We start from the raw sequence: 17,478 nt of genomic DNA, 5'->3' as shown, positions 1-17,478 counted from the left end.
AAGGCGCGCGGGCGGCGCGGGGGCGGTGCGGGGAGGGGCGCGATTATACCGGCCCGCGGCGCCGATGCCGGGACGGGCTGCCCGGCCTCAAGTCCCGTCCGCCACGGCCGTTAACGGCTGCGTCCAGCCAGCACAGGGAGCCCGGGTGTATATCGTCATCGCAGGAGAGAAGGGCGCGGCGCGCGCCGATTTCGAGCAGGCGCTCCGGGACTTCGACCTCGAGTGGGAGGTCGCCTGGTGCGATGACGCGACGGCGGCGCTCGCCGTGCCCGCGGACCGCGCGGTGGACGTCGTGGTCGCCGGCTCGGCCGCCAACGACATGCCCGGCGCGGGCCTGCTGGCGCGCATGCGCGAGCTCTGCCCCGGCGCGGTCCGGATCCTGCTGCTGGACGGCGACGCCGACGGCGACGCCCAGCAGGGCCTGGAGAGCGCCCATCGGCTCCTGCGTCGGCCACTGGAGCCGGGCGAACTGATCGAGGCGGTCGAAAGCGTCGTGGAACTGCGCGAGCTGCTCGACAGCCCTCACCTGAAACAGGCCATCGGCGGGGTCGAGTCGCTGCCCACGCCGCCGCACCTGTACATCGACCTGTGCCAGCTGCTGCAGGACCGCGACACGGACACGGCCGACGTGGCCGAACTGCTGAGCCAGGACCCGGCCACGGTGGCGAAGGTCCTGCGCCTGTGCAATTCGGCGTACTTCTCCGCCGGGCGCGTCGTCACCGATATCCGCTCCGCGGTCGTCCGGCTCGGGTTCCAGGCGATCAAGCGCCTGGTGCTGGCGGCCGAGGTGTTCTCCAAGCAGCGCGCCGGCGGGGTGGACCGCGAGGCGATGCAGGCGCGCGCGATGCTCACGTCGCGCCTGGCCGGCCAGATCCTCGCCGGGCCCAGCGCGGAACTCGCCGCCACCGCGGGCCTGCTGTGCGAGATCGGCCTGCTGCTGCCGGGCATCGAAGCGGCGCCGGGCGACGGATCGAAGGGCGCGGATCCCGCCGCGCCGCATTACGCCGAGGCCGGCGCCTACCTGCTCGGGCTGTGGGGCGTGCCGATGCCGATCGTGGAGGCGGTGGCGAGCCACCACGCGCCGGGCCGTCTCCGCATGTCGGGGTTCTGGGTGGCCGGTGCGGTGCACGTGGCGTCGGCGCTGGTCGGTGGCACGCCGCTCGACGAGGAGTACCTCAAGGCGGCCGGCGTCCATGACCGCCTGCCGCGCTGGCGGGCGCTGGCCGAGGATGCCCTCGCCGAAGCCGCCTGACGGGGCTAGCGCAGGCGGGTCTGCCGCGCGTCGGCTTCGAAGCGGAACGGAATCGAGACCAGGCGCATCCCGCGGTTGACCTGCACCACGAAGTGCAGATGCGGGCCGGTGGTGAACCCGGTATTGCCCGACAGCCCGATCTGCTGGCCGGCGCGCACCGCCTGGCCCACGCGCACCATGACGCCGCCTTCCTTGAGGTGCGCGTACAGCGCCATCGTGCCGTCGGCGTGCAGCACGCGGACGAAGTTCGCCCGGCCGGCGTACGCGTCCCGGTCGAGTCCCGCGCCATCGAACCCGGACTCCACCTGCATGACCACGCCCTCGCGCGCGGCCAGCACCGGCGTGCCGACGGGTGCGTCGAAATCGACGGCATGCCGGTTCTGGGCGTCGTTGTGGCTGAACTCGCCGCCGAACCCCTGGTGGATCCGCGCGGTCGGCAGGGCGAGCGGCATGCCGTACTCGACGTCCACCGGCGCGGCCCGCGGGTCGCCCGGCACCACGTCCAGGCGCAGTTCGAACCCGCCGTCGCGCATGGGGTCCACGAGGCCCAGTCGCGACACGAGCGCGGAGCCGCGCGCGGGGACCGTGGCACGCGCGGGGAGCTCCGGCGCGCCCGCGACGTTCTGCCGCTCGCTGAAATGCAGCATCACCTCGACCGGTCCGGCGAGCGCGTTGTCGGCCCACGCCGCGTAGAGGGCACCCTCCCGGTCCACGCGCAGGCGCGCGATCGCGCCGGCCTCGGCGCGCACCGGAATGACCCTGATGTCCATCGGCGTGGCGCCCGCGGGCGGGCGGTCGCCGTAGTGGGTCACGCCGTCCCTGTCCTTCCAGCGGTAGACGCCAGCCGCGACGGCGGGCGCCGCCACGGCGGCGGCGCACGCCAGCAGCGCGAGGCGGGCTAGAGCGCGCACTCCGGCGCGAGCCCGAGCGTGCGGGCCACGTCCGCGAGGTCGAAGGCGGCGACGGCCTTGTCCGCGTGGACCGCATAGAGGGCGCCGGCCGGGAAGGCGGGCGTCGCCGCGGCGTGCAACGCGATGCCGTCGGTCCAGGACGTGGCTTCGCCGGTGAAGCTCGCGACTAGCGCGAGGCCGTCGCGCTCGAACAGGTGGAAGGTCGTCAGCGGCGAGATCTGGTCGACGGCGACCCAGTACCCAACGTCCGGGTCCCCTCCGTCGCAGGTCCACAGCGCGACGCCCTCGGCTTCGGCCGCGAAGCTGTCGCTCGGCAGGCTGCGCCCGGCGTAACGGCCATCGAAGCCGTAGTCGCGCAGCGTCGAACCGCCCGGGGTGAATTCGTCGGCGATGAGCAGGCGCCGGTGCGCGGGATCGCCGGCGATGGATTCGACCTTGCGCAGCGCGCCGGCGCCGGTGTCGCCGAAGCTGCCGAGCAGGCGCGCGCGCACGGGGCCGGCGCCGTCGTCCACCACCTCGAAGCGGCGCACGCGCTCGTCGAGTTCGTCCGCCCCCGGCACGACGTCGTAGGCCTCGCCGTACATGAAGCTGTCGGTGACGAAGACTTCCAGTTCGCCGGGACCGGTCTCGTGCAGCCAGATCCCGTACGGGCTGCGCAGCTCGTCCGCACCGAAGATGCCGGCGGGTTCGAAGCCGGGCAGGCGGAAGGCCTGCACGCGATGGCCGTCGCGCTCGACCACCAGGGCCAGGTCGCCGTGGACCGCGATGCCATTGGGCCGGATGAACTCGCCCGGTGCCTCGCCGCGCCGGCCGACCGTCCGCAGCCGCGCGCCGGTGCCGCCGTCGAAGACCACCAGTTCGTGCGATCCCTTGGCCGTGGCGATCACCCACAGGCCGCCCTCGGGCGTCGGCCAGGTCGCGAGCGAGTCCAGTTCCCCCGGCGTGTCGCCGGACACGAAGCGCTCCGGCAGCGCGACCGAATCCCGCGCGGCGGTGGCGGCGCCGGGTGCGGAGGCATCGGGGGGTGCGCCGGATTCCGCCACGGGACGCGTCGCGCATCCGGCGGCGATCAGGGCGGCGAGGACGGTGGCGGTGGTGGCTCGGAGGGGCCTGGCGTGCATCGGTGGAGTATGCGGAATCGTGCGTGCGAGTGGCAGCGGCCGCGGCCCGGTCGCCGGGCTCAGCATTCGATGACGTTCACGGCCAGCCCGCCCCGCGACGTTTCCTTGTACTTGTCGCGCATGTCGCGGCCCGTGTCCCGCATCGTCTTGATCACCTTGTCCAGGCTGACCTTGTGCTTGCCGTCGCCCCGCATCGCCATGCGCGAGGCGTTGATCGCCTTGACCGAGCCCATGGCGTTGCGCTCGATGCAGGGGATCTGCACCAGCCCGCCGATCGGGTCGCAGGTCAGCCCGAGGTTGTGCTCCATGCCGATCTCGGCGGCGTTCTCCACGCGGTCCGGGTCGCCGCCCAGCGCGGCGGTGAGCCCGCCGGCGGCCATCGAGCAGGCCACGCCGACCTCGCCCTGGCAGCCGACCTCCGCGCCCGAGATCGACGCGTTCTCCTTGTAGAGGATGCCGATCGCGGCCGCGGTCAGCAGGAAATCGCGGATGCCCTGGCGCCGCGCGGCGTCGTCCGCGCCGTGCGCGCAGAACCGCTCGTAGTAGTGGAGGACGGCGGGGATGATGCCGGCCGCGCCATTGGTCGGCGCGGTCACCACGCGGCCGCCGGCCGCGTTCTCCTCGTTCACCGCCAGCGCGAACAGGTTGACCCAGTCGAGCGTGGTCAGCGGGTCTTCGGCGGCGGCCTCCGGCCGGGCCTCGAGTTCCGCATGCAGCGCCGGCGCGCGCCGGGCGACGTGGAGGCCGCCCGGCAGCGTGCCCGGCGAGCGGATGCCGCGCTCCACGCACGACTGCATGGCGGCCCAGATCCGGTCGAGCCCCGCGTCGATCTCCTCGCGCGTCCGCCAGCACTGCTCGTTCGCGTACATCAGGTCCGCGATCGTGATGCCCTCGCGCTTGCAGGTCTCGATCAGCTGGTCGCCCGAGTCGAACGGGTAGGGGACCGCGGTCGTGTCGGCGACGATGCGGTCCTCGGCGGCCTCGTCCTGGTTGACCACGAACCCGCCGCCCACCGAGTAGTAGTCGCGGCTTGCGATCTCGTTGCCGTCGGCGTCGTACGCGGTGAAGCGCATGCCGTTGGTGTGGTAGGGCAGCTTCTGCCGCTTGTTCATCACCAGGTCGCGCTTCTCGTCGAAGGCGATCTCGTGGCGGCCGAGCAGGCGGATGCGGCCGCTGCCGCGGATCCGCTCCAGCGCGCCGGGAATGAGGTCCGGGTCGATCTCGTCGGGCCAGTGGCCCTCCAGTCCCATCAGCACCGCCTTGTCGGTGCCGTGGCCGCGACCGGTGAGCGCCAGCGACCCGAAGACCTCCGCCCGCACGCGCGCAACGTCCGCCAGCCGCCCGGCCTCGTCCAGCCACTTGCCGGCGAAGCGGGCAGCCGCCCGCATCGGCCCCACGGTGTGCGAGGAGCTGGGCCCGATGCCGATCTTGAACAGGTCGAAGGTACTGACGGCCATGCGTTGCGTCGTCCGGTGGGTGCCGGGGATCCGGCGCCATGCGCCTATTCTATGCGCCCGCCGCGCGACGCCCCACCGCCCCGCCATGTCCCTGCGCCTCTACCAGCGCGACGACTGCCACCTGTGCGACCTCGCGCTGGAGGTGCTGGCCGCCGCGCGCGTGCCGGACTTCGAAAGCGTGTTCATCGACGGCGACGCGGCGCTGGAGGCGCGTTACGGGATGCGCGTGCCGGTGCTGTCGGACGGACCCGGCAGGGAGCTGGCGTGGCCGTTCGACGTGGCGCGCGTGCAGGCCTGGCTCGGAGGGGACGGCTAGTCGGGCCGCGCCGGTGCGAACACGACGCGCGTGCTGACCGCGATCGCGTCGGGGAGGACGCCCGTGTCGGCCCAGTCCCCGCCACCGATGCCGAACGCCAGCCGCGACACCGTCGCCCGGCCCTGGAGGACGGGGCGCGGCCCCGCGGACCACGTGAATTCGAGCGGCACGGGCAGTGACACCCCGCGCAGTGTCAGCGTGCCGTCGGCGCGGTACCGGCCCCCGCCAAGCGCCTGGACGCCCGCGGCCTCGTAGCGCGCTTCCGGAAAGCGCGCGGCATCGAAGAAGTCGCGTCCGCGCAGGGTGTCGTCCCGGTCGCGGCTGTCGGTGTCGACGCCGGCCAGCGGGATGGTGACCGCGAGGCGCGCCTCCGCGGGCGCGGCCGGATCGAAGCTCAGCGTCGTGCGGAAGCCGGGGAACCGGCCGGTGAACACCTCGCCCTCGTATTCACCCGCGAACGCGAGCGTGGACCCCGGCGCCTGCAGGTAGTCGGCCGCCTGCGCCGCCGGCGCGCAGAGCAGGAGCAGGACCGCGCCCCGCGACACGACGCGCCGCGCGATGCGTTCAGCCACGATCGGCCTCGCGCGGGTCGGCCCCGCGCAGCCAGCCGCGCGGCAGCATCCGGGCCAGCGTCGCGTCGCCGCGGAACAGGTGGTGGTAGAACGCGGCCAGCACGTGGAGCGCCACGACGCCGAGCAGCACCAGGAACAGCGTTTCGTGCAGGTCGTGCGCGTCGTCGGCCAGCGCCTCGTCCGGGGAGGCCAGCTTCGGCACCCGGAACAGGCCGAACCATTCGAGTGGACGCAGGCCGGAGGCCGAGTCCATCAGCCAGCCCGACAGCGGCATCGCGAAGATCAACACGTACAGCAGGGCATGCGCCGTGGTCGCTCCGATGCGCTCGATGCGTGGCACGCCGGGCACCGGCGCGGGGGCGCCGGCATACAGGCGCCAGGCCAGCCGGACGACGGCGAGGCCGAGCACCGTGAGCCCGGTGGACTTGTGCAGGTCGTAGACCCACAGCGAATCGGGCGAACGCGGGAGCGAATCGAGGCTGAGCCCCACGATCGCCAGCACGACCACCAGCAGGGCGATCGTCCAGTGCAGGACCTGGCTGACCGGTCCCCAGCGTTCCACGTTGCGCAGCGTCATCCCGGCGTCTCCCCGTCGACCGGGCCATCCTGCGCCGCATCACCGTCGGGCGCCACCGTGTCGCCGTCCGGCGCCGGTCCCGCGTGGCGTGCCTCGACCTCGATCCGCAACGCCACCTCGTCGCCGACCATCCGTGGCCAGTCGACGATGCCGAAGTCGCTGCGCCGCAGGGACGCGGTGGCCGAGAAGCCGGCGACGAGGCGGAACGGCGGCACCGAATGGCGCGCGACCCGGTTCGCCTGGACGTCCATGCACAGCGGGCGGGTCACGCCGTGGAGCGTGAGCTCGCCGCACAGGCGGCGCGCCCCGGCCGCGTCCACCGTGGCGCCGCCGGGGCCGGCCACGAACCGCGCGAAGGGATGCACGTCGGTTCCGAGCATCCGGCCGACCGCGGCGTTCCAGCCCGCGTCGCCGAAATCCAGGCGCGACAACGGCACGCTGGCTTCGATCCGCGACTGGCGCCAGTCGTCCGGATCGAAAACGAGCGTGCCCTCGCTTCCCGACACGGTGCCCATCGCCATCGAATAGCCGCCGTGTTCGATGACGGCGAGCACCCGCGTATGCACCGGGTCGAGCGTGTAGCGCGCCGGCTCGGCGAGGCAGGGTGCCGACGCGCCGGTGAGCAGGACGAGCGCCGCGGCGATCCGCGCCCGAAGGCGGCTCGCGGAGCGCGCTGTGTTCGACGGGGCCATGCAGGTGCTCCTCGCGGGACGGATCGATTCTATGTCCGTGGAATGGCCGGCGCCGACGCGCCGACTTGCGTTCATGTCGAGCGGTTGCCACCATCGCGCCCGCGCCTGGACGGCGCAGGGTCCTTGGCCGGGAGTGGGAACGGATGCCGATCGATCGGAAGGGATGCTGGTTCGCCGGCGCGCTCGCCGCCGCGTGTTTCGTGTCCGATGCGACCGCCGCATCGTCCGGCCGGCTCGACGTCGGGGAGGTCCTCCGCCAGGTCGTGGAGCGCGCGCTTCCGGGCGGCGACGCATTCCGCGGGGCCATTCCGGCACGGCCGGTGGAAGGGCTCGTCCCCCTGTCGGGATTCCGGGGCTCGTCCGGGGCCGCGACGCCCGAACTCCCCGGGATGCCCGACCTTCCCGCGCCGCTGGCCGACCGCGACACCTGGCCCGTCGAGGCCGTGTTCGTCGACGCCGAGGACCGGCTGTGGTTCGCCGTGGGCGAGGAGGGCGACTACGCGCTGCACCGGATGGCGTGGGGCATGTCGAACGTGCGTGCCGCGGCGGCGTGCCTGGTGGCGCTGCTTGTGGTCGTGGCGTGCTGGCGCATCCGTCGCTCGGTGCGCCGCCGCGCGCGCCTGCGCAGGATCGACGCGCGGCGCGTGCAGGCGGAGAACGCCTCGCGCGCGAAGTCCAGGTTCCTCGCCACCCTCGGCCACGAGGTCCGGACCCCGATGACCGGCATGCTCGGCATGTCGGAACTGCTGATGGAGACGCCGCTCGACGCCCGTCAACGCCGCTACGTCGAGTCGATCCTGCGCGCGGGCGGCCACCTATTGGCGCTGCTCGACGACGCCATCGACGTCGCCGGCATCGAGGAGGGCCGGCTGGCGATCGCGACGGAGGACGTCGACCTGCGGGCGCTCGTCGACGACATCGCACGCCAGGCCGCGCCGCTCGCCGAACGCAAGGGCCTGCGCTTCCGCTGCGAGGTCGCCGACGCGGCGCCACACGCCGTGCTCGGCGATCCGGTGCGGCTGCGCCAGGTCGTGATCAACCTCGTGTCCAATGCCCTGAAGTTCACCGTGCGCGGGGGCGTGGTGCTGCACGTGGGCAGGCTGGGGGGCGGGGGCATCTGCCTCCGGGTATCGGACACGGGACCGGGCGTGGACGCGGCCCAGCGCGCGCGCCTGTTCACCCGCTTCGTGCAGGTCGGGAAAGGCGAGGCAGGCGACCGTCGCGGCAAGGGGCTCGGGCTGGCGATCAGCCGCGAACTCGTCGAGGCCATGGGGGGCGCCATCCGGGTCGAAAGCACGCCCGGTCGCGGCTCGTGCTTCGTCGTCGAACTGCCGCTCGCCACCCCCGCGTCCGACGCGGATGCGCCGGTCCGCGCGGGATTCAGCCCGTGGCGGCGCGGGTCGCGGGCAACCGTGTCCGGCAAAGCAGGGTGATGCCGAGCAGGGCGGTCCGGTCGTTCCAGGCGATTTCGCGACCGCCGCCCGCGCGCGCGAGATCGGCCACCACCCGGGCCGAGGCCGCGCGGCTGGCGGCCGCGGTCCAGTCCTCGTCGCCGCCCGCGGCGGGGGGCTCCGGCAACCGGAGCCGGTCACCCGGCCGCAACGTCTCGACCAGGTAGCAGGATTCCACGAGCGCGGCGCGGTACTCGTCGTCGTCCCGCGAGAGCGCGGGCGTGAGGGCGCCCGCGGTGGCGTGGCTGGCTTCGTGCAGGGCCGTGGCGAGCGCGCGGCCCAGTTGCGCCGACGGCGCGGTACCCGCCGCCGGATCCAGGGGCGCGGCGATGTCGATGGTGGTCGCGCCGGCACCTGCGTGGACGCGGCGCTGCGAAAGACGGTGGCCGTCCCCCACGAGGGTGAGCACGATGCGTGCCGGGGCGTGGCCATCCGGCGCCAAGCGCGCAAGCCAGTCGACGGCGCGATCGAGTTCGCGATCGACATGCCGCGGGTCGGCGGGCAGCGAGGCGCGCGCGGCGCCGTCGGCCCGGATCGACACGGAAGCGTGCCCGCGCATGCGCCGGGCGAACGGTGTCGCGGCCAGCGCGCCGTCGCGATCCGAACCGCCGGTGTTGATGACGCTGATGCTCTCCACGCGACGCGTGTCGCCCGTGCCCGTCGTCCGTACCTGCCAGTGGTCGACCGCCGGCGCCGAACGCAGCCCGGGCACGCAACATGCCGCCACGAGGGCGGCGGCGATCAGGAACTTGGCGGGACTGGCGCGGGACACACGCATGGCGCCGATGTTGGACGCGCGCGCGCCCGCGTGCATGAACGCGCGCCGGCCGGGCCGGCCGCGCGTCGGGATCAGGCGAGCGTGCGCACCGCGCTGCCCGCGTGGACGGCCTCGACCAGCGCGGCGACGTGCGCCGGATCCATGTCGGGAGACAGCCCATGGCCGAGGTTGAACACGTGGCCCTCGCGCGATCCGCCGTTGCCGCGGGCGTAGTCGTCGAGCGCGTCCTGCACCTTCGCGGCGATGGCCTCCGGCGATGCGTACAGCGTCGCCGGGTCCAGGTTGCCCTGCAGCGCCACCCGGCCGCCGGTGCGGCGGGCGGCGTCCTCGAGGGTGACCGTCCAGTCCACGCCGACGCCTTCCGCGCCCGAGGACGCGAGCGCCTCCAGGTACGGCGCGTTGCCCTTGCCGAACAGGATCAGCGGCGCGCGGTCGGCGCCGTCGCCGCGCGGCAGCTCGCGCGCGATGCGTTCGAGCGAGCGCAGCGAGAACTCGCGGTACATGGCGGGCGAGAGCACGCCGCCCCAGGTGTCGAACACCTGCAGCACCTGCGCGCCCGCGGCGTGCTGCGCCGACAGGTAGGCGATCACCGCGTCGGTCACCACGTCGAGCAGGCGATGCATCGCGGCCGGCTCGTTGAGCGCGAGCGCCTTGACGCGGCCCCAGTCCTTGCTGCCGCCGCCCTCGACCATGTAGCAGGCGAGCGTCCAGGGGCTGCCGGAGAAGCCGATCAGCGGCACGCTGCCGTCGAGCTCGCGGCGGATCGTGCGCACCGCGTCCATCACGTAGCGCAGTTCGGACTCCATGTCCGGGACCGACAGCCGCGCGATGTCGGCGGGCATGCGCAGCGGGCGCTCGAACCTCGGGCCCTCGCCGTCGGCGAAGTACAGGCCCAGGCCCATCGCGTCGGGGATGGTGAGGATGTCCGAGAACAGGATCGCCGCGTCCAGCGGGAAACGGCGCAACGGCTGCAGCGTGACCTCGCAGGCCAGTTCCGGGTTCTTCGCCAGGCCCAGGAAGCTGCCGGCCTGGCGGCGCGTTTCGCGGTACTCGGGCAGGTAGCGACCGGCCTGGCGCATCAGCCAGACGGGGGTGCGGTCCACGGGCGCGCGGCGGAGGGCGCGCAGCAGTCGGTCGTTTCGGAGTTCGGGTTGCGGCATCGTGGACATCCGGAAGTCGGGGGCGCGGGCGCGTCAGCGCCCCGGGGCGACGGCGCCTTCGCTGTAGGTGAGCTGGAAGCCCCGCTTGAGGTGCTGGTCGCGGGCCTGCTCGAACGCGGACACCGCGCCCGCCTGGTCGAGGAACTGCTCGCGGCGGACCTGGCTGCGGCCGCCGACCACGCCCGTCTCGCGGACCAGCGTCCACCCGCCGAGCAGGTCGCGCTGCAGCATGAGCTGGAGGAAGCGGGGCGGCTCGTCGCCGGCGGGGCGTTGCTGCAGGAACACGCGCATGGGACGCGGATTGTACGGGACGGGGCCGGCGGGATGCCGCTCCCGCGAGGGCCGTCAGCCGGCTTCGAGGACCCCCAGCACGGCACCGGGGTCGACACCACCGACGAGCCGGGCCGCGCCGGCACCGTCCCAGAGCACGAAGCGCAGCCCGGACGCATCCGCCTTCTTGTCCAGTCGCATCCGCGACAGCAGGGCGTCCGGCGCGAGTGGGGCCGGTCGCGTGGTGGGCAGGTCGAACCGCGCCAGAAGCCGCGCCAGGCGCAGGGTGTCGGCCTCCGGGGCCATTCCGAGGCGTGCCGAGAGACTGGCCGCGAGGACCATGCCCACCGCCACGGCCTCGCCGTGGTTCAGCGCACCGTCGGTCCCGAAGCCCTGCTCGGCCTCGATCGCGTGGCCGAAGGTGTGCCCGAAGTTGAGCAGCGCGCGCTCGCCCCGTTCGAGCGGGTCGCGCGCGACGATCGCCGCCTTGTGCGCGCAACTGCGCGCGATCGCCTCGGCGAGCAGGGCGGGATCGCCGGCCGCCAGCGCCGCGGCATTCGCTTCCAGCCAGTCCAGGAACACCGCGTCCACGATCGCGCCGTACTTCACCACCTCCGCCAGGCCCGCGCGCAGTTCGCGCGGCGGCAGCGTCCGCAGCGTCCCGGTGTCGGCCAGGACCGCGCGCGGGGGGTGGAACGCACCGGCGAGGTTCTTCCCGGCCGGCAGGTCGACTGCGGTCTTGCCGCCGACCGAGGAATCCACCATCGCCAGCAGCGTCGTCGGCAGCTGGACCACGTCGATGCCGCGCATCCAGCAGGCCGCGGCGAAACCCGCCAGGTCGCCGACCACGCCGCCACCAAGGGCATAGACGCAGGCATCGCGGGTCGCGCCGAGCGCGGCGAGCGCATCGAGCACCTCGCCGAACCGGGCGAGCGACTTCTCCGCTTCTCCCGGCGGCAGGACGTGCATCGCGACGCGTGCGTCGGGCCGCGCCGCCGCGAGCGCCGCCACCACGCGCCCGGCGTGCAGCGGTGCGACGTGCGCGTCCGTCACCACGAGCGCATGGTGCCCGCGCAGGGGCGCCGCCAGCCGCGCGCCGTCGTCGAGCAGGCCGTCCGCGATCGTGATCAGGTAGGGACGGTCGCCACCGACCTCGACCTCGCGCGGGTCATTCACGGCGCCGCCTCCGGTGCCCAGCACCCATCGAGTTCGCGCGCGAGCGCGTCCGCCGCCCGGGGTGCGTCCAGGCCGCCGGTGTCGAACCGGAGGTCCGCCACGTCCGCGTAGAGGGGATCGCGTTCCGCCGCGAGCAACTGCAGCACGGTCGCCGGATCGCCGGTCGCGAGCAGCGGACGTTCGCGGTCCCCGGCCACGCGCCGCAGTTGCTCGTGCAGCGGCACCCGCAGCCACGCGACGCAGGCGCGCGAACGAAGACGTTCGCGGTTGCGGGCGTCGAGGACGCTGCCGCCGCCGGTGGCCACGACCTGTCGCTCGCCGGCGAGCACGCGCGCCAGCTCCGTGCGTTCGCGCTCGCGGAATCCCGTTTCGCCCTCGCGCTCGAAGATTTGCGCGATCGACACACCGGCAAGTGCCTCGATCGCGCGGTCGAGGTCCACGAACGGCACCCGGAAGCGGTCGGCGAGCAACCGTCCGATCGACGACTTGCCGGCGCCCATCGGACCGACCAGCACGAGGTTGGGGGCATTGCGCATCGACGGGATGCTAGCAGCGCGGGCCGTGCGCCAAGGCCGCCGGCGGGAAGGACGCGACGCCGTGCCGGGCGCCCCCGATCCGGGTCACGCGCGACCCCGGCCGGCGTCGTGCACCGGCTCGCGCGTGGCGTCGATGCGCACCACGCGGTCCGCGATCGCCGGCAGGGTCGCCAGCGCGTGCCTGCTGACGCGCTCGAAGAACCGGATGAACCGGTCGACCTGCGCCCGGTCCATGGTGCGACGGCCTGGATGGGCGGCCTGCAGGGTTCGTTCCTGCTGCCACCGCCAGTCGCGCACGACCTCGAAGCCCGGGCCCTGCAGGAACAGCAGGTGGGGCAGGCGGGCCCACAGCGGGGGGAAATCCCGCGCGAGCGCGTCGTTCGCCCAGCGCCGCCAGGTGCCGTCCGGATCCTCGACGCGTTCCAGCGCGTTCACCGGCACCGTGAGCTCGGACGGATGCTGCGGCGGGACCTTCAGGAACCAGCCCTCGAAGACGACGAGGTCGACGCCGCGCGCGTGCGGCCACCGGGACGGCGGCAGCCGGCGGTCGGCGATCTTGTCGAAGCTTGGCAGGCGGACCGGCCTGCGGTCGCGCAACGCGTCGAGGACTTCGCAGGCCAGCGCCACGTCGTGGGTGCCCGGCGGACCGCGCGTCGCGCACAGCGGGTGGACGGTGCGCGCCAGGCGGAGGCGCTCGCGGCGACCGAGGTAGAAGTCGTCGATCGAAAGCGCGACCGCGCGCAGGCCCCGCGCCTGCGTGGCCCGCGCCAGCTGCGATGCCAGGGTGGACTTGCCCGTGCCCTGCAACCCGGCGATCGCGAACGGCGCGCCCTCGCGCGCGGTCGCCAGCGCATCCGCGAGCATCGCGCCGATGAAGCCGGCGCCCCAGCCGGCCGGCGCGTGCGGGGACGGATGCAGTCGATGGGCCATCTGGCGACAATAGCCGAATGGACACGCCCGCCCATGGCCAGGACCCGGTCCGCATCGCGCGCAAGCTCGAGGCGCTGGAAACCTTCGACACGCTGTTCGCGGAGGCCCGTGCCGCCGGCGAGCCGGACCCGACCGCGATGGTCGTGGCGACCTGCGGCCTGGATGCCCGGCCCGCCGCGCGCATGGTGCTGTTGAAGGCCCACGACGAACTCGGCTTCGTGTTCTACACGCACCTGGACGGCCGCAAGGGCCGCGAGCTGCAGGAGAACCCGCGCGCCGCGCTGCTGTTCCACTGGCCGCGCGTGCGGCAGGGCGTGCAGGTGCGGATCGAGGGTGCGGTGGAGATCGTCTCCGACGCGGAGGCGGATGCCTACTTCGCTTCGCGACCGCGGGGCAGCCAGTTGGGCGCATGGGCGTCGAAGCAGTCCGAGACGCTGCCGTCGCGCGAGGCGTTCGAGGAGCGGCTGGCGCGGGTGGAGCTCGAATTCGAGGGTCGCGACGTCCCGCGCCCGCCGCGCTGGACCGGCCTCCGCGTGCGGCCCCAGTGCTTCGAGTTCTGGTTCGGCGCCGACCACCGCCTGCACGAGCGCCGGCTCTACGAGCGCGACCGCGGCGGGGTCTGGGTCACGCGGATGCTGTATCCGTGACCGCGGGCGGCCCCGGACCGCGGCGCATCGTCTGCCTCACCGAGGAACCGACCGAGGTCCTGTACGCACTGGGCGCGCAGGACCGCATCGTGGGCATCAGCGGCTTCACCGTGCGGCCGTCGCAGGCGCGCAGGGAGAAACCGAAGGTCAGCGCGTTCACCAGCGCGAAGATCGACCGGATCCTCGAACTGCGCCCGGACTTCGCGGTCGGCTTCTCCGACATCCAGGCCGACATCGCGGCCGAACTGGTCCGCCGCGGCGTGGAGGTCTGGATCGCCAACCACCGGAGCGTGGCCGGCATCCTCGACTACGTGCGGCGCCTCGGCGCCCTCGTCGGCCAGGCGCGGGAGGCCGAGGCGTATGCGGACGCGCTCGCCCGCGGACTCGACGCCATCGAGCGCGACGCGGCCCGCCTGACCCGGCGCCCGAAGGTGTACTTCGAGGAGTGGGACGATCCGCTGATCACGGGCATCCAGTGGGTGGCCGAGCTCGTCCGCATCGCCGGCGGCGACGACGTCTTCCCGGAACGCGCGGCAGAGCCGCTCGCGCGCGACCGGATCCTCGCGGACCCGGGGGAGGTCGTCGCGCGTGCGCCGGACATCATCCTCGGCTCCTGGTGCGGCAAGAAGTTCCAGCCTTCGAAGGTGGCCGCGCGCCCCGGATGGAGCGGCATCCCCGCCGTGCGCGACGGCGAGCTCCACGAGGTCAAGTCGCCGCGGATCCTGCAGCCTGGGCCGGCCGCGCTGACCGACGGCGTGGGGGACATCGCGCGGATCGTCTCCGCGTGGGCGCGTCGCCACGGATAGCTGCGGCGCCTTCACGCCGGTCGTGGCATACGGCGAAGGCCCGGTCCGGGGCGCATCGCAAGGGAGGAGTCGCCATGTTGCGCAAGTTCGTGCTGGTTCCGTTGCTCGTCGTGTCGCTCGTCTTCTCGGGCTACAGCGGCGCCGTGTCCGCCGCGGTCATCGGCACCCAGGAGGCCCTGTCGGCCGAGATGCGCGCCGTGGCCGAGGGCGAGGTCCGCGCCACGCTCGCGCGCGACGACGTGCGCCAGGCCATGGTGCAGCTCGGCGCCGACCCGCTCGAGGTGGACGGACGGATCGCCTCGCTGAGCGATTCCGAGCTGGTCCGCCTGCAGGGTGAACTCGATCGCCTGCCCGCGGGCGGCGACGGCGTCCTGGTCGTGATCGGCGTGGTGTTCGTTGTGCTGCTGATCCTCGAGCTGACCGGCGTCATCAACATCTTCAACCGGATGTGAGGTCGCTCCGGCGGAACATCGCGGCGGCGGTCCTCGCCGCCGCGTTCGCGTGCACGGGATGCGCGACGATCAATCCGTCGATCGACCTCGCCGACGCGATGCCGCCCGGTTCGCCGGGGGCCGTGCGGCTCGACGCGCCGTTCCATCCCCAGACCGAGTACCAGTGCGGCCCGGCGGCCCTGGCGGGCCTGCTGGGCGAGAGCGGCGTGGACACGCACCCGGACGCGCTCGCGCCGCGCGTCTACCTCCCCGGGCGCCGGGGCAGCCTGCAGCTGGAGCTCGTCGGTGCCACGCGGCGGGCCGGCCGCATCCCGTTCGAGGTCGAGGCGACGCCGGATGCCCTGCTGGCGGAGCTGCAGGCCGGTCGGCCGGTCCTCGTGCTGCAGAACCTGCTCACGCGGACCGTGCCCAAGTGGCACTACGCGGTGCTCGTGGGCGCGGATCCCGCCCGGAACCGGATGCTGCTCAACAGCGGCACGACCGAAGGCCTGGAGGTGAAGGCGCCCTCCTTCCTGCGGACCTGGGACTGGGCCGGGCGCTGGGGCCTGGTGGCGCTCCGCCCCGGCGAGTTGCCCGCGCGCGCGACCCCGGCGGGGTACCTGTCCGCGGTCGCGGATTTCGAGGCCGTGGCGGGTGCCGACGCCGCGGCGCCGGCCTATGCCGCCGCGCTGCGGCGGTGGCCGCGCGAGCCACGCGTGCACCTCGCGCTGGGCAACCAGGCCCATGCCAGGGGCGACGTCGCGGCGGCCGCGCGCCACTTCCGCGACGGGCTCGGTTTCTCCCCGGGCGACCCCGTGCTCGGCAACAACTATGCGAGCGTGCTCGGCGAACTGGGTTGCCCTGCGCGTGCGCGACGCATCATCGCCGACACGCTCGCGGCGACGCCGGTGGACGGACGCTGGCGTGGCAGCCTGGAGGCGACCGCGCGGGAACTGGAGGACGCACCGCCGCAGCCGGGCGTGGATTGCGACGGGTTGTGATGTCCCCCGCGGCGTCAGGGACGCCCGAAGTCGCGCTGCAACTGCAGTTCGCCGCGCCGCGCCGCGCCCCAGTCGGCCTCGATGTCGAAGCGCAGGGTCTCCGGCGGCGCGTACTCGACCGTGCCCGCATAGTCGACGAGTGCCGCGTCGCCCTCGCCGCTGCGCAGCTCGCGCAGCGCGACGGGGCGGGTGTTGCCACGCAGGTCGGTCACGGTCGCGCTGACCCGCGCGGGCAGCGCCTGCTCGCCGGCGCCGTCGCCACGCCGCACGCCGACGAACAGCAGCGCCACGCCGGGCCTGCGCTCGATGCCGTAGCGGCGCGCGACCTCTTCGCCCAGCGTGCCGGTCTCGACGACGTTGGCGCGCAGCGTCACGTCGCCCACGCGCACCGAGGCCTGCGCCGGCGCCGCGTCGACGGGTCGCGCGGGTTCGGGACGCTCGCCGCCGCAGGCCGAGAGCGTCGCGATCGCCGCGAGCAGGAGGGCACCGGCGGGCAGGCGCGGCAGGTTCATGCATTGGCCTCCGACAGTTCCCGACCGCGCACGCGCGCCGCGTGGACCGCCTTGGCCACCAGTTCGCGCAGCCCGCCCGACTCGAAGGTTTCGATCGCGGCCTGCGTCGTCCCGCCCGGCGACGTGACCCGGCGGCGCAATGCGTCGGCCGGTTCGTCGCCCTCGGTGAGCATGCGTGCCGCACCCAGGATGGTCTGCGACGCGAGCAGACGCGCGGCCTCGGCCGGCAGCCCTTCCGCCTCGCCCGCGGCCTGCATCGCCTCGGCGAGCAGGAACACGTAGGCGGGACCACTGCCGGACACCGCGGTCACCGCGTCCATCAGCGCCTCGTCGTCGACCCAGACGGTTTCGCCCGCCGAGGCCATCAGCGCTTCGGCGACCGTGCGGCCCGCGTCGTCGACGGCGGCGTTGGCGTACAGCCCGCTGACGCCGGCGCCGAGCAATGCGGGCGTGTTCGGCATCGTGCGCACGACGGCCTGCCGCGCGCCGTCCGCGTCGCCCAGCCAGCGCGCGATCTGCGCCGACGTGATGCCCGCGGCGATCGACACCGCCGTCGGCCGCCGCTCGCGGGCGGTCGCGGCCAGCGCCTCGCAGGCCTGGCGCATCACCTGCGGCTTGACCGCCAGCATCCACACGTCGGCCGCGCCGGCGGCGTCGGCGTTGTCCGCGTGCACCTGCACGCCGAACTCGCTCGACAGCGCCTTGCGCTGTGCTTCCGACGGGTCGGCGACATGGATGGAACCGGGGGGCGTGCCCCGGGCCAGCAGCCCGCCGATCAGGCTGCGGGCCATGTTGCCGCCGCCGATGAAGGCGACGGGCCGGTCGAAGGCATGGATGCACGCGGGCGGCTGTGCCATGGACGTCCTCGCGGAATGGATCGAC

General features: G+C 74.0%; 21 protein-coding genes. 7 read left to right on the top strand and 14 right to left on the bottom strand.

Annotation, left to right across the window (positions count from 1 at the left end):
• Positions 1 to 145 precede the first annotated feature (145 nt).
• A complete protein-coding gene (locus ACYU7H_RS03325) occupies positions 146 to 1,252 on the top strand; it encodes an HDOD domain-containing protein (protein WP_460812471.1) in 1,107 nt (368 codons plus the stop codon).
• 5 nt (positions 1,253 to 1,257) lie between these two features.
• On the opposite strand, the gene ACYU7H_RS03320 is transcribed toward ACYU7H_RS03325, so the two are convergent.
• Genes ACYU7H_RS03320 through ACYU7H_RS03310 form a run of 3 tightly spaced genes read right to left on the bottom strand, consistent with a single transcriptional unit; the run spans position 1,258 to position 4,741 of the window.
• On the bottom strand, positions 1,258 to 2,163 hold the full coding sequence (locus ACYU7H_RS03320) for a peptidoglycan DD-metalloendopeptidase family protein (protein ID WP_460812470.1): 906 nt from the start codon (positions 2,161 to 2,163) through the stop codon (positions 1,258 to 1,260).
• A complete protein-coding gene (locus ACYU7H_RS03315; RefSeq protein ID WP_460812468.1) occupies positions 2,151 to 3,284 on the bottom strand; it encodes an NHL repeat-containing protein in 1,134 nt (377 codons plus the stop codon). Before ACYU7H_RS03315 ends, ACYU7H_RS03320 begins: the two co-directional genes overlap by 13 nt.
• Positions 3,285 to 3,343: 59 nt before the next feature.
• Positions 3,344 to 4,741: an L-serine ammonia-lyase gene (locus ACYU7H_RS03310; RefSeq protein WP_460812467.1), complete on the bottom strand. Its 1,398-nt coding sequence runs from the start codon at positions 4,739 to 4,741 to the stop codon at positions 3,344 to 3,346.
• A gap of 85 nt (positions 4,742 to 4,826) precedes the next feature.
• Here ACYU7H_RS03310 and ACYU7H_RS03305 point away from each other — a divergent pair, with 85 nt between their 5' ends.
• Positions 4,827 to 5,057 (top strand): glutaredoxin family protein, encoded by a 231-nt coding sequence (locus ACYU7H_RS03305; RefSeq protein WP_460812466.1) that lies wholly within the window; start codon positions 4,827 to 4,829, stop codon positions 5,055 to 5,057.
• On the opposite strand, the gene ACYU7H_RS03300 is transcribed toward ACYU7H_RS03305, so the two are convergent.
• From ACYU7H_RS03300 to ACYU7H_RS03290, 3 genes are read right to left on the bottom strand one after another with little or no spacing between them, the layout of a single operon-like run.
• Positions 5,054 to 5,617, bottom strand: a complete 564-nt coding sequence (locus ACYU7H_RS03300; RefSeq protein WP_460813048.1) for a YceI family protein — start codon at positions 5,615 to 5,617, stop codon at positions 5,054 to 5,056. The two genes, ACYU7H_RS03305 and ACYU7H_RS03300, sit on opposite strands and share 4 nt — an antisense overlap.
• 4 nt (positions 5,618 to 5,621) lie before the next feature.
• The gene (locus ACYU7H_RS03295) at positions 5,622 to 6,206 is read right to left on the bottom strand and encodes a cytochrome b (protein WP_460812464.1); all 585 of its coding nucleotides are present in this window, start codon (positions 6,204 to 6,206) and stop codon (positions 5,622 to 5,624) included.
• Complete coding sequence (locus ACYU7H_RS03290) at positions 6,203 to 6,898, bottom strand: YceI family protein (protein WP_460812463.1); 696 nt, start codon at positions 6,896 to 6,898, stop codon at positions 6,203 to 6,205. Before ACYU7H_RS03290 ends, ACYU7H_RS03295 begins: the two co-directional genes overlap by 4 nt.
• Before the next feature lie 143 nt (positions 6,899 to 7,041).
• Here ACYU7H_RS03290 and ACYU7H_RS03285 point away from each other — a divergent pair, with 143 nt between their 5' ends.
• Complete coding sequence (locus ACYU7H_RS03285) at positions 7,042 to 8,331, top strand: sensor histidine kinase (protein ID WP_460812461.1); 1,290 nt, start codon at positions 7,042 to 7,044, stop codon at positions 8,329 to 8,331.
• On the opposite strand, the gene ACYU7H_RS03280 is transcribed toward ACYU7H_RS03285, so the two are convergent.
• The 6 genes from ACYU7H_RS03280 to ACYU7H_RS03255 all read right to left on the bottom strand — a co-directional run bounded on the left by ACYU7H_RS03280 (position 8,279) and on the right by ACYU7H_RS03255 (position 13,133).
• On the bottom strand, positions 8,279 to 9,127 hold the full coding sequence (locus tag ACYU7H_RS03280; RefSeq protein ID WP_460812459.1) for a hypothetical protein: 849 nt from the start codon (positions 9,125 to 9,127) through the stop codon (positions 8,279 to 8,281). The two genes, ACYU7H_RS03285 and ACYU7H_RS03280, sit on opposite strands and share 53 nt — an antisense overlap.
• Positions 9,128 to 9,198: 71 nt before the next feature.
• Positions 9,199 to 10,287, bottom strand: coding sequence for a uroporphyrinogen decarboxylase (hemE, locus tag ACYU7H_RS03275; RefSeq protein WP_460812457.1), 1,089 nt, complete (start codon positions 10,285 to 10,287; stop codon positions 9,199 to 9,201).
• Between the two features lie 33 nt (positions 10,288 to 10,320).
• Entirely contained in the window at positions 10,321 to 10,578 is a 258-nt protein-coding gene (locus ACYU7H_RS03270; protein WP_460812455.1) for a WGR domain-containing protein, read from the bottom strand.
• 54 nt (positions 10,579 to 10,632) lie between these two features.
• Positions 10,633 to 11,733, bottom strand: coding sequence for a 3-dehydroquinate synthase (aroB, locus tag ACYU7H_RS03265; RefSeq protein WP_460812453.1), 1,101 nt, complete (start codon positions 11,731 to 11,733; stop codon positions 10,633 to 10,635).
• Complete coding sequence (locus ACYU7H_RS03260; protein ID WP_460812451.1) at positions 11,730 to 12,269, bottom strand: shikimate kinase; 540 nt, start codon at positions 12,267 to 12,269, stop codon at positions 11,730 to 11,732. Before ACYU7H_RS03260 ends, aroB begins: the two co-directional genes overlap by 4 nt.
• An 84-nt stretch (positions 12,270 to 12,353) precedes the next feature.
• Positions 12,354 to 13,133 (bottom strand): kinase, encoded by a 780-nt coding sequence (locus ACYU7H_RS03255; protein WP_460813047.1) that lies wholly within the window; start codon positions 13,131 to 13,133, stop codon positions 12,354 to 12,356.
• Between the two features lie 83 nt (positions 13,134 to 13,216).
• Here ACYU7H_RS03255 and pdxH point away from each other — a divergent pair, with 83 nt between their 5' ends.
• From pdxH to ACYU7H_RS03235, 4 genes are all read left to right on the top strand, one after another.
• Positions 13,217 to 13,846 carry a pyridoxamine 5'-phosphate oxidase gene (pdxH, locus tag ACYU7H_RS03250; RefSeq protein ID WP_460812450.1) on the top strand — a complete coding sequence of 210 codons (630 nt, stop codon included), beginning with the start codon at positions 13,217 to 13,219 and terminating at the stop codon, positions 13,844 to 13,846.
• Positions 13,843 to 14,652 carry a cobalamin-binding protein gene (locus ACYU7H_RS03245; RefSeq protein ID WP_460812447.1) on the top strand — a complete coding sequence of 270 codons (810 nt, stop codon included), beginning with the start codon at positions 13,843 to 13,845 and terminating at the stop codon, positions 14,650 to 14,652. The genes pdxH and ACYU7H_RS03245 overlap by 4 nt, the downstream gene beginning before the upstream one ends.
• 74 nt (positions 14,653 to 14,726) lie before the next feature.
• Positions 14,727 to 15,104 (top strand): PA2779 family protein, encoded by a 378-nt coding sequence (locus ACYU7H_RS03240; protein WP_460812445.1) that lies wholly within the window; start codon positions 14,727 to 14,729, stop codon positions 15,102 to 15,104.
• Positions 15,101 to 16,084, top strand: coding sequence for a PA2778 family cysteine peptidase (locus ACYU7H_RS03235; RefSeq protein WP_460812443.1), 984 nt, complete (start codon positions 15,101 to 15,103; stop codon positions 16,082 to 16,084). The genes ACYU7H_RS03240 and ACYU7H_RS03235 overlap by 4 nt, the downstream gene beginning before the upstream one ends.
• Before the next feature lie 14 nt (positions 16,085 to 16,098).
• Here ACYU7H_RS03235 and ACYU7H_RS03230 read toward each other — a convergent pair whose 3' ends face one another.
• Both ACYU7H_RS03230 and proC read right to left on the bottom strand, forming a co-directional pair.
• Positions 16,099 to 16,596: a DUF4426 domain-containing protein gene (locus tag ACYU7H_RS03230; protein WP_460812442.1), complete on the bottom strand. Its 498-nt coding sequence runs from the start codon at positions 16,594 to 16,596 to the stop codon at positions 16,099 to 16,101.
• The gene (proC, locus tag ACYU7H_RS03225) at positions 16,593 to 17,453 is read right to left on the bottom strand and encodes a pyrroline-5-carboxylate reductase (RefSeq protein ID WP_460812440.1); all 861 of its coding nucleotides are present in this window, start codon (positions 17,451 to 17,453) and stop codon (positions 16,593 to 16,595) included. The genes ACYU7H_RS03230 and proC overlap by 4 nt, the downstream gene beginning before the upstream one ends.
• Positions 17,454 to 17,478 lie beyond the last annotated feature (25 nt).

The sequence above is a fragment of the Luteimonas pelagia genome, assembly GCF_054776035.1.
Note: the sequence above shows the minus strand (reverse complement) of the source record. Positions and strands in the feature narration are given on the sequence as shown.

What these genes read in the sequence shown, in the direction of transcription:
- ACYU7H_RS03315 (WP_460812468.1), bottom strand. Translation starts at nt 3,284, where the DNA reads ATGCACGCCAGGCCCCTCCGAGCCACCACCGCCACCGTCCTCGCCGCC.
- ACYU7H_RS03310 (WP_460812467.1), bottom strand. Translation starts at nt 4,741, where the DNA reads ATGGCCGTCAGTACCTTCGACCTGTTCAAGATCGGCATCGGGCCCAGC.
- ACYU7H_RS03305 (WP_460812466.1), top strand. Translation starts at nt 4,827, where the DNA reads ATGTCCCTGCGCCTCTACCAGCGCGACGACTGCCACCTGTGCGACCTC.
- ACYU7H_RS03295 (WP_460812464.1), bottom strand. Translation starts at nt 6,206, where the DNA reads ATGACGCTGCGCAACGTGGAACGCTGGGGACCGGTCAGCCAGGTCCTG.
- ACYU7H_RS03290 (WP_460812463.1), bottom strand. Translation starts at nt 6,898, where the DNA reads ATGGCCCCGTCGAACACAGCGCGCTCCGCGAGCCGCCTTCGGGCGCGG.
- ACYU7H_RS03285 (WP_460812461.1), top strand. Translation starts at nt 7,042, where the DNA reads ATGCCGATCGATCGGAAGGGATGCTGGTTCGCCGGCGCGCTCGCCGCC.
- ACYU7H_RS03280 (WP_460812459.1), bottom strand. Translation starts at nt 9,127, where the DNA reads ATGCGTGTGTCCCGCGCCAGTCCCGCCAAGTTCCTGATCGCCGCCGCC.
- hemE (WP_460812457.1), bottom strand. Translation starts at nt 10,287, where the DNA reads ATGCCGCAACCCGAACTCCGAAACGACCGACTGCTGCGCGCCCTCCGC.
- ACYU7H_RS03270 (WP_460812455.1), bottom strand. Translation starts at nt 10,578, where the DNA reads ATGCGCGTGTTCCTGCAGCAACGCCCCGCCGGCGACGAGCCGCCCCGC.
- ACYU7H_RS03260 (WP_460812451.1), bottom strand. Translation starts at nt 12,269, where the DNA reads ATGCGCAATGCCCCCAACCTCGTGCTGGTCGGTCCGATGGGCGCCGGC.
- ACYU7H_RS03255 (WP_460813047.1), bottom strand. Translation starts at nt 13,133, where the DNA reads ATGCTCGCGGATGCGCTGGCGACCGCGCGCGAGGGCGCGCCGTTCGCG.
- pdxH (WP_460812450.1), top strand. Translation starts at nt 13,217, where the DNA reads ATGGACACGCCCGCCCATGGCCAGGACCCGGTCCGCATCGCGCGCAAG.
- ACYU7H_RS03240 (WP_460812445.1), top strand. Translation starts at nt 14,727, where the DNA reads ATGTTGCGCAAGTTCGTGCTGGTTCCGTTGCTCGTCGTGTCGCTCGTC.
- ACYU7H_RS03230 (WP_460812442.1), bottom strand. Translation starts at nt 16,596, where the DNA reads ATGAACCTGCCGCGCCTGCCCGCCGGTGCCCTCCTGCTCGCGGCGATC.
- proC (WP_460812440.1), bottom strand. Translation starts at nt 17,453, where the DNA reads ATGGCACAGCCGCCCGCGTGCATCCATGCCTTCGACCGGCCCGTCGCC.